General features: G+C 34.6%; 15 protein-coding genes and 1 pseudogene. 5 read left to right on the forward strand and 11 right to left on the reverse strand.

Annotated features, from left to right (window positions below; all coding sequences use genetic code 11):
* Positions 1–322 precede the first annotated feature (322 nt).
* From ACX9TM_RS16215 to ACX9TM_RS16225, 3 genes and pseudogenes are all read right to left on the reverse strand, one after another.
* The gene (locus ACX9TM_RS16215) at positions 323–1,555 is read right to left on the reverse strand and encodes a DUF4073 domain-containing protein (protein ID WP_065382365.1); all 1,233 of its coding nucleotides are present in this window, start codon (positions 1,553–1,555) and stop codon (positions 323–325) included.
* Between the two features lie 197 nt (positions 1,556–1,752).
* A pseudogene (locus ACX9TM_RS16220) lies at positions 1,753–3,293 on the reverse strand (serine hydrolase domain-containing protein).
* 210 nt (positions 3,294–3,503) lie between these two features.
* Positions 3,504–4,424 carry a class I SAM-dependent methyltransferase gene (locus tag ACX9TM_RS16225; protein ID WP_072769966.1) on the reverse strand — a complete coding sequence of 307 codons (921 nt, stop codon included), beginning with the start codon at positions 4,422–4,424 and terminating at the stop codon, positions 3,504–3,506.
* A gap of 203 nt (positions 4,425–4,627) precedes the next feature.
* On the opposite strand from ACX9TM_RS16225, the gene ACX9TM_RS16230 reads away from it, so the two are divergent.
* Together ACX9TM_RS16230 and ACX9TM_RS16235 are read left to right on the forward strand one after the other, a co-directional pair.
* Positions 4,628–5,230 (forward strand): AAA family ATPase, encoded by a 603-nt coding sequence (locus ACX9TM_RS16230; protein WP_139256938.1) that lies wholly within the window; start codon positions 4,628–4,630, stop codon positions 5,228–5,230.
* 140 nt (positions 5,231–5,370) lie between these two features.
* On the forward strand, positions 5,371–6,483 hold the full coding sequence (locus tag ACX9TM_RS16235; protein ID WP_000851004.1) for an LPXTG cell wall anchor domain-containing protein: 1,113 nt from the start codon (positions 5,371–5,373) through the stop codon (positions 6,481–6,483).
* Between the two features lie 49 nt (positions 6,484–6,532).
* Here ACX9TM_RS16235 and ACX9TM_RS16240 read toward each other — a convergent pair whose 3' ends face one another.
* Together ACX9TM_RS16240 and ACX9TM_RS16245 are read right to left on the reverse strand one after the other, a co-directional pair.
* Entirely contained in the window at positions 6,533–7,204 is a 672-nt protein-coding gene (locus tag ACX9TM_RS16240) for an ABC transporter ATP-binding protein (protein WP_000202606.1), read from the reverse strand.
* Entirely contained in the window at positions 7,204–8,268 is a 1,065-nt protein-coding gene (locus ACX9TM_RS16245) for an ABC transporter permease (protein ID WP_072769965.1), read from the reverse strand. The genes ACX9TM_RS16240 and ACX9TM_RS16245 overlap by 1 nt, the downstream gene beginning before the upstream one ends.
* 185 nt (positions 8,269–8,453) lie before the next feature.
* On the opposite strand from ACX9TM_RS16245, the gene ACX9TM_RS16250 reads away from it, so the two are divergent.
* A complete protein-coding gene (locus tag ACX9TM_RS16250; RefSeq protein ID WP_000805797.1) occupies positions 8,454–9,077 on the forward strand; it encodes an ArsR/SmtB family transcription factor in 624 nt (207 codons plus the stop codon).
* A gap of 69 nt (positions 9,078–9,146) precedes the next feature.
* On the forward strand, positions 9,147–10,406 hold the full coding sequence (locus ACX9TM_RS16255) for an MFS transporter (protein ID WP_072769964.1): 1,260 nt from the start codon (positions 9,147–9,149) through the stop codon (positions 10,404–10,406).
* Between the two features lie 104 nt (positions 10,407–10,510).
* Here the strand turns inward: ACX9TM_RS16255 and ACX9TM_RS16260 are convergent, their stop codons facing one another.
* The 5 genes from ACX9TM_RS16260 to ACX9TM_RS16280 form a co-directional block, all read right to left on the reverse strand.
* Positions 10,511–10,981, reverse strand: a complete 471-nt coding sequence (locus tag ACX9TM_RS16260) for a DinB family protein (RefSeq protein WP_000820996.1) — start codon at positions 10,979–10,981, stop codon at positions 10,511–10,513.
* Between the two features lie 201 nt (positions 10,982–11,182).
* Positions 11,183–12,559, reverse strand: a complete 1,377-nt coding sequence (locus tag ACX9TM_RS16265; RefSeq protein ID WP_000839517.1) for a sensor histidine kinase — start codon at positions 12,557–12,559, stop codon at positions 11,183–11,185.
* Position 12,560: 1 nt separating this feature from the next.
* Positions 12,561–13,238, reverse strand: coding sequence for a response regulator transcription factor (locus tag ACX9TM_RS16270; RefSeq protein WP_000781961.1), 678 nt, complete (start codon positions 13,236–13,238; stop codon positions 12,561–12,563).
* A 152-nt stretch (positions 13,239–13,390) separates the two neighbouring features.
* On the reverse strand, positions 13,391–14,230 hold the full coding sequence (locus tag ACX9TM_RS16275; protein WP_000747495.1) for a YitT family protein: 840 nt from the start codon (positions 14,228–14,230) through the stop codon (positions 13,391–13,393).
* Positions 14,231–14,570: 340 nt separating this feature from the next.
* A complete protein-coding gene (locus ACX9TM_RS16280; protein WP_000440733.1) occupies positions 14,571–14,840 on the reverse strand; it encodes a 2TM domain-containing protein in 270 nt (89 codons plus the stop codon).
* A gap of 265 nt (positions 14,841–15,105) precedes the next feature.
* Here ACX9TM_RS16280 and ACX9TM_RS16285 point away from each other — a divergent pair, with 265 nt between their 5' ends.
* Positions 15,106–15,360, forward strand: coding sequence for a SunI/YnzG family protein (locus ACX9TM_RS16285; protein ID WP_063220630.1), 255 nt, complete (start codon positions 15,106–15,108; stop codon positions 15,358–15,360).
* A gap of 194 nt (positions 15,361–15,554) precedes the next feature.
* On the opposite strand, the gene ACX9TM_RS16290 is transcribed toward ACX9TM_RS16285, so the two are convergent.
* Positions 15,555–16,181 carry an ATP F0F1 synthase subunit alpha gene (locus ACX9TM_RS16290; RefSeq protein ID WP_063220629.1) on the reverse strand — a complete coding sequence of 209 codons (627 nt, stop codon included), beginning with the start codon at positions 16,179–16,181 and terminating at the stop codon, positions 15,555–15,557.
* Between the last annotated feature and the right edge of the window lie 251 nt (positions 16,182–16,432).

The raw sequence follows: 16,432 nt of genomic DNA on the forward strand, positions 1-16,432 counted from the left end.
TGTAACGTTACTATTATTACACGTAAAAATGGTGAAGTCATCTTTCTCGGTTAAAAATGTATTAGAATTTCATTTTGATAAGTAAAACCGTATTAATGATTTTAACTTAATTACGGTACATGAAATTTATATCAACGATTTTTTAAATATATCGTTCATTACTTACAATATATCAACGATTTTTCAAATATATCGATCGTAACTTGCAGTATATCAACGATTTTCTTAATATATCGATCTATCGACAAAAAACGACAGACAGGCAACCCCTTTCTCATCAACAAAAAAAGAGCCCACACATTCAAATGCAGACTCCCTCCAATCACTTATTTACCGAAAAACGAAGTAACTGCGTTAATCCCGGCTCTAAATTCATTTCACCTTTATGGCGTACGTATACGACTTTATCTCCATCAAATTTCGGAGGATTTGCTTTACTATACGTATGCCACTCATTCGTTCCTTCTATAGAATACTCCATATATTCAGTTGCACCGACAATTATATTTTTACTATCATCTGCCGTTACATTTGGTGCCATCTGCGCAATTTTTGAATCACTAATTAATAACTTCTTTATATCCTTATCACGTTTGTAATCGTAAGCTGTCACAATTACATCGTTACCATATGCTTTCACTTGTAACCCTTGTTTAAATGAATAGCCATCTGGAGCAGTTTTCTCTCCTCCATTTGGTCCTGCTGACATCCAGCCTGTTTCAATCCCGCCCGTATTTACAACGGTGAAACCTTTTTCATCTCCGCCTGTAATTTTCTTTTTACCAGCCCAGTCAGGTAAGTTTAAATCCCAATGTGTATGACTCGTGAAGAAAACAACTTGCGGATAGTCTTTTAATATATCGTACAATTTATCCACGTTTAAATAATCTTGTAAATATGGTGATTGTCTTGATCCAGACACAGTATCGGGTAAAACGTGATGAGAGAAAATGAAAATTGGTTTATTTTTATCTTTTTGGCTGTACTCTTCTAAATTTTGTTTTAACCAACCTAGTTGCTCATCACTCATATATACTTCATCCCACATTTTTGAATCATGGTATTTCATATATTTTTCAGTTCCTAAAAATAGAAACGGATAACCGTCTAATTCTTTTTTATGATATACCTTTTCTTGTCCACTAAATTGTAAGTAGCGACCAAATAGCGTTTCTTCCGTTACACCATTTGGCCATGTACTTTGAGAAAGTTTTCCATCCGCTGTCCATTTACCAGCATAAAACTCATGATTCCCAACAGTAGACCATACATTTTCTGGATGCTTATTTTTATTTAACACACGCTTTACATCATCATATTGTGACTGTTGTCCAGTCGGCGTTATATCCCCATTCATAATAAGTGCTCTAGAAAGTGGCGTCACTTTGTTCATATCTTTTAGCACATGATCAAAATCCCCTAAATCACCTTGAATATCACTAATAACATTAAAAGTTGTAGCTGATTTTCGGGCTTGCTCTTTCCCTTCCGCATGTGCTGAAAACGTCGGTAATAATGCCGCCATAACTGCTAACGAAGCAACTGTCTTTTTCATACAAATTCTCCCCCCTAATAATAGAAAGTACAAACTGACATGTTCTGCTTTCTCTTAGGTGCTTGTCCAATTCACATTATAAGGAGGGATTGTAAAGATAGATGGAGTTAAAAGTTAAGTGTTTTTTAAGAGATTTTGTCGTTTTTTGCACTCCACAATTCGCGATTCACGCCAATCTAACTTTCTAGTCTTTTACATTACATACATGTAAATTTTGATGTTAAATCTTTTCGTTTCATACGTTGTTTTTATTACTTTTAATTTTCGGGAAAAATCCACTAATTAATAATGTTATAATCCATACCATTATTAGAATGAAATTTATTTTATTACCGGAATTCAAACTAAACACTCTCCACAAATCGGCAGCACAAAAAACGAGAACAGCAGTAATAATAAGTAAAAATGTCCTAACTACTAATCCGATGTAAGATTTCTTCTCTTGCTTAAAAATGAACGTTCTTCTACCTTTGTACAAACTAATCACAAACAGTAGCAAATATATACTAAATGTGGCGCCAATAACAATTGATGTAATGAAGTTAGTTTTTCTCTGCTCAGCTAGAGCGAAGTAACTTTCAGGTAATTTTCCAGTTTCATATTCAATCCATGCGTGGTAAATATCCTGTCGTAAGTCTATACCACCTTCACCATTTGTAAGGATTACCAATCCATCCTTTGTATTAGGAATAAAACCATAAAAAGAATGCCAGCCACGATTGTCACCAGAATGATAAAGTAATTTCCATTGATTAGATAGTTTTTTTTCAAATATACCTAAACCATTCTCCCCTAATATCGGCTTTTGCATTTCCTCAACACGTTCACTTTTGATGACACCATTCCCTTTATTATTTGCATCCATGCTTGCAAGTATCAATGCCATCATATCGGTAACATTTGTCTTAAGACCTGCAGCAGCCTGTTCGGTAAATTGGTAACTAGGGAGCTCCTCTCCAAAATAACCATAAGCTTTTGAAAGGTTATGGTTTTCAGGACGTTGTAAAAATGAACTAGATTTCATTCCTAAAGGTTTCATAATTTGTTCTTCCATATAACGATCAAACGGTATTCCGGTAACTTCTTCAATTACAAGTTGTAAAATTGTATATCCGCCACCAGAGTAAATTGTTTCTGAACCTGGTTTATTGGTAACTTCCACTGGTTCATTAAGCCATCCTTTTCCAGACAGAGACTCCTCAATAGAGTCAAGATGTTTCCCTGGTGCAACCCCGAGATATCCTTTATGTGGAGACAGCCCTGCTGTATGACTTAACAATCTTCTTATCGTAACTTCATTATTATTAAACTCTGAATTAGATAATTTCCATTTGGTCAGATATTTTCCAACGGGATCATCTAGTAATAAACGCCCTTCATCTACAAGGTGCAAGATTCCCCACGCTGTAAGACTTTTAGATATGGAACCAGCCTGAAACAAAGTATCATCACTCACCGCTTTTTTTGTCTTTTTATCTACATAACCGTAGTTAAGTGTATAAGCAATACGTCCCTCATGCACAATTCCTATTGCAACCCCGGGTACCTCATAATCCTCCTGCCATTTTGGTACCTGTTCATCCAGCTTTTTTTTGAAATCCTCTATACTCCTATCAGTCAGCGTGCCCGATTCTGCCCTCACCACATTTGTAAACCATGCTTCATTCATAATAAATATGCAAATAATTAAACATAAAATACTTTTGCATATTATCGATGCTTTTTGTCTATTCTTCATTTGCTCCGCCCTTTTTTTCAGAATATTCTATCCGTTAATCAGAGTATCCTATTCACATATCTAGTTCTATCGATTTTCATTACTTAACCTTACAAAATTGTAATAAAAATCAAAGATCTACATGCTTAGGGGTTTTACTGTTCTTTATTCGAGGGCAGGAAATTTAATACAAAAAAGACACAGAGATTCCTCCCCATGCCTACTAATTCCTTACCTCTTCACCGCATGTACATAATGCACCGTCTCAAAAGCTTTCAAATAATCATTTCGTCCTTCAAAATATAATGTATTTATGTCCTCTGGTGATAAATGCTCATAAATGAGTAAGCCCGCCTTCTCTAACAGTGCTTCCATTTCAGCATAAGAATAACATGATTTCATCGGTTCTCCGCCCACCGCAGCCATTTTCACCATATTTTCAACTCGATTGGACAGTCCCTTTTCTGTAAACAAGTTTTCATCGGGATAATCAAAAACGATAGAACTGCCTGCCGGAACCATCTCGAATAAACATTCTAATAAACTAGCAAGTTCCTCTTTCGTTAAATAGTACGTAACACCTAAAAGGCTAAAGAAAGTCTTTTTATGTTCAAATCCTTCATTGCGTAACTGTTCATAGGAAAATCCTTTCGTAAAATCCATTGAAACAAAATGAAGGTTTTTTGGAACTTCAAGTTCTGTTTCTTTTATTCTTTCCTTCTTAAACGCCTGCGTAGAAGGATGATCCACTTCAAATATTTCTATTTTATTTTCTAATTCTTGGTGTCTAAAACTGAACGTATCTAAGCCTGCACCGAGTATGACGTATTGTTTCGCTCCCAGCGTAATCTCGTGTAGTAATACTCTTTCACAATATGCCGCACGTGCTAAAGGTGTTGGTGATAATTGCACTTGTGTAATCCATTTTAATATTTCTTGTGGATTATCTTGAAACTGCTGTGCAATGTCTGTATTGAAGAAATGTATCCCTTGAACCATGTTCGTTTCAATATTGTTACGTTCTTTTTGTGAAATGAAATCTTTAGCTACATAATCATCAAAGATTTTAGGATTATCAAATTCACTATGATACGCCCTTCCGAAAGCTGATACTAACGACGTTACACTTGCTTCACCTTGTTTCACGCACATACACTCTCCTTCATTTTCACAACAAAAATAGGGTTCCCCTGGCCAGGAGAACCCTATTATACACCTTATTTTTATATTGGTAAATTATAGCACAAATAAGTTTTTTTGTCAAGTTTCCAGCCTACTAACGCTCCAACAATTTGTGTAATCTCTAGCAGGAAGATTTCGATCTACACCGAATATTCCAGTTCATAACAATACAAATGGAGGCCAATATGAAACGATTCGTCATTATTACTGTAGGAAAAACACACAGCGGTAAAACTACATTTGCAAAAGCTTTAGAAAAAGAGTTATCCCACTCTTTCGTTATGGATCAAGATAACCAAGCTGAATTTATTAACACGCATTACGAAAAATTACAGCCGGCTGAAGGTGCTAATACATTTAAGCACGGTCTTTCAAAATTCATTGTTGATTATGCGAAAGAACATACAAATTTACACCTTATTATTTGTAATTCCAATCGCAGTAAAAACGGAAGATTCTATTTACTAAACGAATTATTTCCACAGAATGAATATGTACGCATATTAGTTCATTTTGACATTCCAGATGATGTACTTTACGAAAGAGTGGCTCGAAGCACGCGAAGTACGAATATTTTTAGAGGTGGATATTCTAGTTTCAAAGAAGTACTTGATCGACAACAAACTGAATCACTTCACGATGATGTGGTAGATCCTTTAGAAAACGAGGCTGATTATTTGTTTGTTATTCGCAATAATAAAGATGTAAGCTTTACTATAGAAGAAATTGTTCATCTAGCTAAAGGTTTATCCCCTACCCCAAATAAGAGATTATAAAAATTACATAATCATAGATTATTATGCAAATCCTTCCTCTAAGCGCCTAACATAGTATATAATAATAAGATAATCTACTTCTATATGCTCATTTTTACACAAAACAGTTCATGCATATGAAAGAAAAGAGGTACAAAAATATGAAAACAAAACAAACAATCGCTGCGTCTACACTAGCTTTAGCAATGATTGCTGGCGCAAACTCTGCTCATGCGGAAGTAAATGATGCTACTCCTCAGCAAAGTACGGGAGATCGATTAGCTGAAATTAAGCAACATAAACAAGAGTTAGATGCTAAATTGCAGCAACACAAAGAAAACGTGGATCAAACATTGAATGAACTTAACAAGGTTAAGGAAAATGTTGATACGAAGGTGAATGAACTACATGAACGTAAACAAGTTGCTGATGAAAAAATTAACGAGATTAAACAACATAAACAAGAGTTAGATGCAAAACTTCAGCAAGACAAACAAATCGCCGAAGATAAAATCGCGGAAATAAAAGAGCATAAAAAACAAGTAGAAGATAAAGTTGCTGAAGTAAAAGAGCATAAACAAAATATCGATAACAAAGTGAATGAGATTAAAGAACATAAACAAACTGTCGATGAAAAAGTGAATGAAATGAAGCAACATAAAGAGAACATTGATCAAAAGGTTAATGAACTTAAGGAAGTTAAAAAACAAGTAGATGAAAAATTAGCTGAGTTAAAGAAAGCGAAACAAACTGCTGAAGACAAACTCGCTGAACTAAAAGAAAACAAGCCGAATACTGGTAACACGTTAGAGGAACTTAAGAAAATTAAAGGCAATTTAGACAGTCTTTCCGCTAACTTAGAACTAGCTAAACAAGATGTAAAAAACAAACTAGCTGAATTACAAAAGGCTAGAGAAGATTTACTAAATAAAATTAACGAAATTAAACAATCGAAACAAACTGTTTCAGACGATTTAACAAAGAAAAAACAAGACTTAGATATTAAAATCAACGACTTTAAGCATACTGAGAAAAAAATTGACGACAAATTAGCTGAGTTACATACAACGAAGCAAAATGTTGATAACAAGATTAATGAAGTATCACAGTCCAAACAAACGCAAGCAGATAATGGTACTAAAAACAATAACGCTAAAGAACTTCCTAACGCTGGTAGCGAGCAATCAAACAATATGGCTCTAGGAATGCTATCTGTATTAGGCGGGATTTTATTACTTACTCGTAATAAAATTAAAACGTTATTCTCTAAATAAATCCATTAAAAAAAGGAAAACCGCACATACATGTACGGTTTTCCTTTTTTTATATTAACTGTCCATCTCGAAGCGTCAATATACGATCACATACATCAAGCATTCTTTCATCATGTGTAATCATAATTGCTGCTTTTTGGCTCTCTTTCACTTCACGTTTCATCATTTCAACAACTTCACGTGCGCGTTTTGAGTCTAAGCTTGCCGTTGGCTCATCCGCTAATATTAAATCTGGGTTGTTCATGAACGCACGAGCGATTGCTACCCTTTGTTTTTCCCCGCCAGATAGTTGATTTGGATAATGATTTTTTCTTTCTCCTAATCCAAATGCCGCTAATAAATGATCCGCACGCTTTTCTGATTCTTGTTTACTTTCTTTTTTTAACTTAGCAATGTAAAGTAATTGTTCTTTCACATTTAAATATGGAACAAGATTTGCGAACTGGAAAATGAAGCCGATTTTTTTCAAACGAATGTCTGTCATTTCCTTTTCTGATAGCTTCGTAATATTTTGCTCACGAATGTAAATATCCCCTTTTGACGGTGATAATAGTGCACCCGCGATTGATAATAATGTACTTTTCCCTGATCCAGAAGGACCGACGATTCCGATAAACTCTCCAGCTTTCACATCAAGCGACATCGGATGAAGGGCTGTTACTTCCGTATTCCCTTCTCCGTACACTTTACTTACTTTGTCTAATTTCAATAATGAAGTCATTACATCCCGCCTCCAATTGCTTCTAATGCATCAACTTTTAATACTTGGTATAACGAAATAAGTGTTCCTAAAATACTAATTACGATAAAGATTGCTGCGTATTGTGCAATCATCGGTGTTGTTAATAAGAACGGCATACCCGCTGGTAAAATTTGTTCTAATCCTTGTACAAGAACGATACTAATTACCATCGCAACGACTGATAAGAATAACGCCTGTACGACTAAACTATTTGCTAAATACGAGTCCTTCGTACCAATTGCTTTTAATACACCTAATTGCTGTGTTTTTTGTAGTGTAATAACATAGAAGAATACACCGATTAATAACGCAGCGATCACAAGTAAGAACGCAATGATCATCGTTAAAGTTCCTTGCTCTTCTTTAAATCCTGGAATACTTTGCAGTACTTCTTTTTTATCAATAACGTGAGCATTTTTAATTTCTTTATCTGTGTTAAGTGCAATTGCACTATAATCTTTTTGGTTTGGTTGTGAAATAGATCCCCATACGTCTTCATTTACATAAACGACTGGTGTATGGCTAAACATTTGATCTTTCGTAAATCCGACGATTGTAAATTCTTTCTTTGAAACAGGATCGATAATTGTATCTCCAATATCGATTCCCTTCTCTTTAATCGATTCATCAGCAACCATCTCGTTGTTTGCTGTACCTAATTTCTCACCTTTTACAATGTTCGGTTCTAAAAATGAATCTCGTTCGCTTGAGAAAATAGCGATATCAACCTTTTTCGAACTATCTTTCTTTTCATATGTTGAAACTTTCACACGAAATGGAACTGCCTCTTTCTCGCCTACTTGACTTACTACGTTATCTACATCGTCTTTCTTAATTTGTGAACGAAGTAATTTATTTTCCGCATCATCTGCTAAAACGAACTTATTTGCCTCCATATTTTGAATCGATGAAGCATTATCATATGATAATCCATTTGCTAATCCTGAAATAACAAGGACTAAAAATGATAATAACACCATAATCAATCCGATTAATCCGTATCGTAATTTTGATTGTTTTAATTCACGCAGAGCTAAAAACATTTCGCTCGCTCCTTCCTCTTTCTTTCTATGCACTTATCATAAAAAAGAAATATGAACGGAATATGAACAGAAGATTACAGAGATTAAGATTAAATTTTCAGAAAGTATTGAAAATAATTAAGATCCTTGATACAATTCAGTCAAATAATCTTGACCGAGTAATTTAATTTAAGGAGTTGATCATTTTGAAGCCCGTATTAACACTAACTACTTATAGCCAACTAAAAGCATTAAGCGATCCACTACGTTCCGAAATGATGATACGTCTATGCGAACGTCCTTATACTGGACAATTACTATCTGAGAAATTCGGCATTTCAAGGGCGAAAATTCATTATCATTTAAAAGAATTAGAAAAGAATGGTCTTATAGAGATCGTTTATACAGAAGAAAAGAATGGGATTGTTCAAAAGTTTTATCAATCTGTCGCGAAAGGCTTCACCCCTGCTGCAGATCTATTACCTCATTTAGAAATAGTAAGCGAATCAGGTCGCCAAATCTTTTTACAAATGATAGAAAGAACGAAAAGCCAAATTCTCGCTGCACCAGAAGAAGCTTTTACATTACGAAATGCAAGTGAAGATCCAGCTAAGTGGAATTACGTTTCATCCTGCTGGGAATTTGATGCTACGCCAGAACAATTTCAAGTGTGGGTAAAAAAGTTTTATGAATTAATGGCTGAATTAAACGAAATCACAAAAGGTGCAGATAAAGATCCGAATAGTAAACCTTATTATATTTCTACTACTGCACTTCAAATCGCTGAGAGAACAATGCAGCAATTTATTAAAAAAGAAGAAAAATCGTAATACGATTTTTTTTACATAAACGGTCAAATTTATTTTACCGAATAAATTTATTATAAAGGAGCAGATAAAGTGGACATATTAAAAAACCGGAATTTCCGCTTATTATTTTTAGGGAGAATTTTTACAAACATAGGAGATAGTTTGTATTATGTAGCAGCGATGTGGCTCGTATACAAATTAAGTGGTAATCCTTTTTATTCTGGATTAGCTGGTTTTCTTACATTATTACCTTCTGCACTTCAATTTCTTACTGGTCCATTCGTTGATAGATGGTCCATTAAACACACCCTCGTCATCACACAAGTTTTGCAATGCATTCTTATTTTAATCATTCCTATTACACACTACTTCGACCTATTAACAGTCCACCTACTACTCATCATCATGCCAATCGTAGCCTTTATTGAACAATTCGCCTATCCCGCACAATCAAAAGCTTTACCACTTCTACTGCATAAAACACAATTATTAAAAGGAAATTCACTCTTTTCATTTGCGTATCAAGGCATTGATTTAATTTGTACGACGCTTTCTGGAATATTAGTAGCACTATTTGGCGCGATCACTTTATATGTAATTGACTCTTTCACATTCGCGATTACTGCCCTTTTGTTCTTTTCATTAAAAATGCCAAAGCAAACCGAAACGGGCACATCACTTTCAACTAAACAATATTTCTCTGATTTAAAAGAAGGTTTTTCAATTGTCTTCCGTTCCTTAATGGGCGTATTCTTAATCGGTTCCGTTGTCGCTAATTTTTCAATTGGTATGACGATGGCCATACTCCCTTCTTTCGCTGATTCTTTAGGGGGCGTGAAATCATATGGCTTCTTCTTAGCTGCTATATCAGCAGGTAGTCTCATCGGTGCATTATTCAGTTCATGGGTTGGTAAACGTAATGTTGGCCGTGTCTCTATTATTGGCTTTGCGACTGGCGCTACCTTTTGGTTTCTCTCTACAATCGTACCGTTTCAATGGCTATCTATTCTCTTATTCGGCCTAGCTTGGATTCCAATTGGTGCAACCAACATATTATTTGCGACAATTAGCCAAATTGTAATTCCAAATCAATATATTGGCCGCATCAATTCAGTCATGCGAAGTATGAGCACAATTGCTATGCCGATCGGTTCTTTAATTGGCGGATACACTGCAAATGTATTTAGTAGCCAACTCATTTTCGCGCTCGCTAGCATCGGGATTTTATTTATTTCTCTCGTATGGCTACTTCATCCGAAATTACGAGCATTGCCGAAAGCTGATGAGATTACAGCGGATACTTTTGGGGTGCAGTTTAAGGAGGAGCGCAGGAAAGGTGCTGCTTTATAGCCAGCAAACATAACCCCGTTCTAAATTTGGGACGGGGTTAAAAATATAATAATAAAGTCGTTTGAATATCTAAATTTTATTCAACAAAAGCACCAAAACGGCAGTTAACGCTTTGATGGCCATGCCCCCTGCATTTTCCTTAATTGAATAATTTGGCCTGTATGATAAGCATCATGAAGCATGATGTCCAGTAATTTACCTTCAAGTGAATTTTGTTCAAGCTCTCTTTCAGAAATTGCACTTAATACCTGTCTTAAATTACGCTGAGCATTTTCAGAGCGTTCAACGACTTCCTTCCATTCCGTATCATTATTAGATTGCTTAGTCAGATAAAAGGTGTCATTACCGTCAAGATTATGTGTCCATTCACGTCCTTCCAAGTTTGCAGCAAGTCTTTCTTTGTAATAAGTGAGATGATTAACATTCTCCCAAATGGTATTCGTTGTCTCTCCAGCTGGTTTCCACATAGCCTGTTCAGCTGTAAGTCCTTCTATAGCATGTTTAAACGGTGCATACCAACTCTCTTTATCGAATGTTGAATCTAGTTTATTTAATAACAAGTCAATTCGTTTCAAAGTAATTTCCTCCCTACACAGTTCAAGTTTTAATACACTTCCTCTAACTCTGTAGAGATTCTACATTTTTAAATAAACTTCCTCCTAATCCCACTCCATAAACTCATCCGATTATGCAATTAAAATGACTCATATTTTTTCATTTTACACGTATACTAGCGACAAAAAAAGAAGAGGCTGTTCCCAAACAGCCTCTTTCATCTATTTAGGAAGTTCAACCCGAACAGTCGTCCCTTCCCCTTTCGTGCTATATACCGAAACGGTCCCTTTATGCAGTTCAACAATCTTCTGCACGATTGATAACCCTAAACCGCTACCTTCTACGTTTCTTGCTCTCGCTGTATCCACCTTATAAAAACGATCAAAAATACGATCCATTTCTTCTTTTTCCATACCGATTCCGTTGTCTGATATAGAAATTATAACGCTAGACTCTAACTCTTCCACGAAAAACTCAATCGTTCCACCATCGTTTGAAAACTTAATGCTATTCGTGAAAATGTTACTCCATACTTGATGAAGTAAGTTTTCATCACCTTGAATTGTAATGTCCGGCACATCAAATTCAACGGCGATATCTTTTTCCCGCCATTTCCATTCAAGCATAAAAATGGCGTCTTTTATTTGTTTTTGTAAGGAAAAGTCTTTTATTTGTAAAACCTTTTCCTCCTTATCTAATGAAGCGAGCGTAAGTAACTGTTTACATAAACTAGACATTCGCTTACTTTCACCTTCAATAATTTGTAAGTAATGATTTCTTTCTTCCTCACTCATCTTTTCTGTTTGCAACGTTTTTGAAAAACCTTGTATGGAAGAAAGTGGTGATTGAAATTCATGTGAAACGTTCGAAACGAATTCTTGTCTCATTTCATCTAGTTCTTTAATACTTTTCGTCATCTTTTGGAAGCTTGTAGATAACGTTCCTATTTCATCTTTTCGTTTTACGTCTAATTCAATTTTATATTCCCCACTCGCAATTTTTTGCGTAGCCTTCGTAAATTTACGGATTGGGCGAACGATATAACCTGCTGCAATCGCTATAAAGATAATGCTTAATAGTACGATAAACCCAAGTAATACCGCTAAGAAAATTCGCATTTCGCCAAATTGGTTCTGAATGTCGGGGCGAATAAATAACGCGTACTGTTTATCACCGTGCTTTACCGGTACACCAACACTATTTATTAATTCATTATCGAAAAATCCTGTAATAAAAAGACGCGTTGGATACGTAGAAACACCATTAAACGTTTCTCCTTGCAATACTTTATGAACAGTAGCATCGCTAATAGACGTCTTACGAAACGCATTACCGATACGCTTTCCATTCTTTTGATCATCGACAATATAAATTTCATACCCTAACTTTGCAATAGAATGCAAATACGTCTCTTGATTTTCTTCACTTTGCTTTTCATATAACGATTTAACTTCTTCCGCATACTTTAAAATCTTTTCACTATTATACGGTTTTAACTTCACTTGATAATATACGTTCGTTAATAAAAAGCCGATAATACTACTAAGTAGCATAATGCCGACCGTCATAAATACAAATCTAGAATATAGTGATTTCATCTTATTTCAACTCCAACTTATACCCGAGGCCGCGCACCGTTGTAATTTGAAAATCATCCGTTCGTTTTGAGAAACGATCTCGGAGCCTTTTCACATGAACATCAACTGTTCGTTCATCTCCTTCAAAATCCATTCCCCATACTAATTCAATTAATTCTTCTCTTGAAAATGTTCTCCCAGGATAACTAGCTAATTGTGATAATAATTCAAATTCCTTTAAAGGAAGTAAAATCGTCTGGCCGTTACACTTTACTTCAACACCTTTACGATCAATTGTCGTTCCATGGAGTGTAATTATGTCAGCGCTCAGCATTTGATAACGGCGTAATAAAGCTTTCATACGGAAAATCACTTCAGCTGGTTCAAATGGTTTTACGATATAATCATCTGTACCAGAAATGAATCCTTTTTCTTTATCCACTAACTGGTCTTTCGCAGTTAATAAAATAACAGGAATATCATGATACTTCCGAATTTCTTCACATAACGTATAACCATCAACAAAAGGCATCATAATGTCTACAATCGCAAGATGAATATTTTCCTTCTCTAATACGTCTTGCGCTACCTTTCCATCTTCCGCCTCAAAAACTTTAAACCCCTCTTTTTGTAAATGATAATGCAATAACTCTCTTATATGTTTATCGTCATCAGCTAATAAAATATGTATCATCTTCATTAAACCCTCTCTCGTTCATCCTTCTACATCACTACATTAAGAAACAATTGGATTTTTTGCAAGAAAAAGAAAAAGAATCTATTTTGAAAAAAGATTATTCAAAATAGATTCTCACGTTTTAGTATTAAGATTATTTTAATCAAAAACAATTTTTAAGCCTTCGAAATATCAACAAATCCTTCTCCGAACACATCACGAACATCGTGTATAGCGATGAAGGCAGCCGGATCTGTAGTTTGAACAATCCGCTTTAGCTTCACTACTTCTTGCTTATTAATAACAACATAAAGAATGTCCTTCGGCGTTTTCGTGTAATAACCATGACCTGAATACACAGTAACCCCTCTACCCATTAAAGAAGTTACCTTCCCGGCAATTTCATCTGGTTTATCAGAAATAATTGTAATGGCCTTTTTCGGATTTAAGCCTTCAATTACAAATTCCATTACTTTCGTTCCTACATATAACATAATAATTGTCAGCATCAGTTTTTCTGCACCAATGATGAAATAAGATGAAAACGCAACGATTAAATCGAAGAACAGTAGACCATAGCTAATACTCCAGCCTAAATACTTATGCGTCATTCTTGCTAAAATCGTAGTACCTGCAGTTGTTCCACCAACGCGAATGATAAGACCAATACCACACCCGATAAATATTCCACCGAAAATGGCATTTACGAGCATTTCATCAGAAGCAATCGTCCAGCCTTCTGTTAAATGAAGAAATAGCGAGTTAGTCACTACAGCGATAATCGTATAAATCGTTGTAATCTTATTTAAAAATTTATAACCGACTATTAACAAAATCGCATTTAAAATTAAGTTAACTAAACCTGGTGACCACTCAAATAAATAGTACGTAATAATCGTGATACCTGTTACCCCGCCCTCACCAAACTCGTTCGGAATAACAAATAAATTGACACCTAACGCAAAAAGAAATGCACCGATAATAATAAAAATAATGTCTGTCGTTCTTTTTTTCATACAGTACCTCACTTCTTATGTAAATATTTATTCTGCCATAAACTCTCACTATTATATCGTGGAATATTCAAATCGAACAGTGGTTTGTTTTTATTTTAATATAGGATGATAAATCAACTTTATCCTATATCCACATGTAATTTTAAAAGGGTAACAACTTTATTTATTATGTACTACAAGTAAAGTTTTGATTTCATTTGCAATTTACGCTGAAAAGTGAATAGGAACACTCTCACTCGCGCAAACTTCGAATACAAAACAAATAGGCGAAGCTATAGAATAGGCTTCGCATCAAGCATTTGATTGTAGAGATTTATATTCATACATTCCAAAAATAAATTCACTTATCTTTCTCCATATACTCTTTAATCTTTCGTTCTTCCCACTCTTTTCCGAATATCCCAAATGGAAAAGTTGTTAAACCGTGTATAACGATACCAATCCCCCAACCTCCAAGTGGATATAAAAACCATAATTTACTTGAATCAGAACTTATATTTATAAAAAAAAGCATTAAGTTCACTAATATATAGACCGTTAAATGAATGTAAAACGCTTTTAAATTCTCCACCCTTTTTTTAGCTCGTAAATAATTCTCATTTCGCTCCATATGTAAACACCTCTTTCATTATTGTATTTTTTAAATCCGCTCCGATTTAAACATCATATTCTAGTCAGGAATCCCTTATTCTCAAAAATTCACAACATAAAAAAGACCATCTTCATTGCAGAAAAATCACAGTTGTCAGTGGATACCTTTATTTGTTCGTAGTACGATACCTTGTGAAAAATCAAATTTCACAATAGAAATAAAACCCTTAAATCTGTATAATTAAATTAATAGTGGCATTTTAATAGAGAAAGGTTTTGATAACATGCTAGGTATCGATGTCAAAAAAACAGATGAAGAATTAATTATTTCATGGCAACTAGCTAAGGTTCAAATTCCATTAAGTGATATTATTGAAGTTACAGAAGATGAAACTTATGCTGGTGTAGAAGAAGAAAACGTAATCCGAGTCGGAACAGCATATGCTACAACAGATCGAATCTTAATCAAAACAGTAAAACAAAATTATCTATTATTTACGACGAATAGAGTAGCAGTTTTGAATAAAATCAATGCATAAGCATTACTTGAAAACACTTGTCTGTATAGATTTATTCGATTCAACTGTGTACCGGGATTTTAAAAATTATTATAGATACAATGATGTACCTTAGCCCCAAATATAAAAAAAAGAAAAAAGTACTCAGCAAATGGTCATACACATGACCATTTGCTGAGTACTACATGATACATTTATTATTTACAGAAGTCTAATTAAGACCAAATCCAAACATCATCATTATTCACAGCGTTGTTCTTTACCTCATAAACCTTTTCGATATGATCCGTTGTGTTCCAGTTAATAGAACTTCCACCCCAGCCCACATAATTCATATCAATTTTCACTTTCTCACCCACATTAAATACTTGTCCCTTTGTTAAGAAAACATCAATAATATCTTTCTTCCCGTTTAACGATGGATACCCCACTACGACATATTTAGTAGCACCGTCTGTTCCAACTTTTGATACTTCCCCAATTACATAATCAGGTGAGCCATCTTCTTTCATGTGCATGCCAAACTTGTTTGTTGTATTTTCAATTGCAGTTGCAACCATATATTCTGTAAAATTACGCATCATAGATCCAGTAGCTTTAACCTCATCTCCTACTTTCACATTTGAGAAAGTATCCATGTATACACTAACAGGTTCTTCGTATTGCTTAGATTTTACGACAATTACACCGTTATCTACTTCTACTACTCGTCCTTCTAACGTCGAGAAATTCGATTCAATAGAAGCTGCACTCGCTTTTGTTACTTCTAGTCCTGGTAAATTTGTTCCTGATAATGCTGCGATTCCTAAAGCACCTGCTAAAATTAATTTTTTCATACCCATTATGAAACATCTCCATTCATGATGATTTTATTTTTGATTGGATACGACCAATCTGTAACTATTATAGTTACAGGTTGTAGAAAATAGCAACCCTCTTTCTTATGCAATGTTGCATACTGTAATTTTTAAATATACAGCAAGAGGAATAAATTCTCGAATTATAATAGTTAATTCAAAGCTAAAATAACCTTATGGGCACGTTATAAAGAAATTAAGAACTACTTTTGATCCTAAGGTTAACCAATAGCTTT

This window comes from Bacillus sp. LH1 (assembly GCF_057924895.1).

Excerpts from the sequence above, each read along its gene's own strand:
- ACX9TM_RS16280 (WP_000440733.1), bottom strand. The coding sequence starts at position 14,840 with ATGGAGCGAAATGAGAATTATTTACGAGCTAAAAAAAGGGTGGAGAAT.
- ACX9TM_RS16225 (WP_072769966.1), bottom strand. The coding sequence starts at position 4,424 with ATGTGCGTGAAACAAGGTGAAGCAAGTGTAACGTCGTTAGTATCAGCT.
- ACX9TM_RS16235 (WP_000851004.1), top strand. The coding sequence starts at position 5,371 with ATGAAAACAAAACAAACAATCGCTGCGTCTACACTAGCTTTAGCAATG.
- ACX9TM_RS16285 (WP_063220630.1), top strand. The coding sequence starts at position 15,106 with ATGCTAGGTATCGATGTCAAAAAAACAGATGAAGAATTAATTATTTCA.
- ACX9TM_RS16290 (WP_063220629.1), bottom strand. The coding sequence starts at position 16,181 with ATGGGTATGAAAAAATTAATTTTAGCAGGTGCTTTAGGAATCGCAGCA.
- ACX9TM_RS16240 (WP_000202606.1), bottom strand. The coding sequence starts at position 7,204 with ATGACTTCATTATTGAAATTAGACAAAGTAAGTAAAGTGTACGGAGAA.
- ACX9TM_RS16265 (WP_000839517.1), bottom strand. The coding sequence starts at position 12,559 with ATGAAATCACTATATTCTAGATTTGTATTTATGACGGTCGGCATTATG.
- ACX9TM_RS16275 (WP_000747495.1), bottom strand. The coding sequence starts at position 14,230 with ATGAAAAAAAGAACGACAGACATTATTTTTATTATTATCGGTGCATTT.
- ACX9TM_RS16270 (WP_000781961.1), bottom strand. The coding sequence starts at position 13,238 with ATGAAGATGATACATATTTTATTAGCTGATGACGATAAACATATAAGA.
- ACX9TM_RS16245 (WP_072769965.1), bottom strand. The coding sequence starts at position 8,268 with ATGTTTTTAGCTCTGCGTGAATTAAAACAATCAAAATTACGATACGGA.
- ACX9TM_RS16230 (WP_139256938.1), top strand. The coding sequence starts at position 4,628 with ATGGAGGCCAATATGAAACGATTCGTCATTATTACTGTAGGAAAAACA.
- ACX9TM_RS16215 (WP_065382365.1), bottom strand. The coding sequence starts at position 1,555 with ATGAAAAAGACAGTTGCTTCGTTAGCAGTTATGGCGGCATTATTACCG.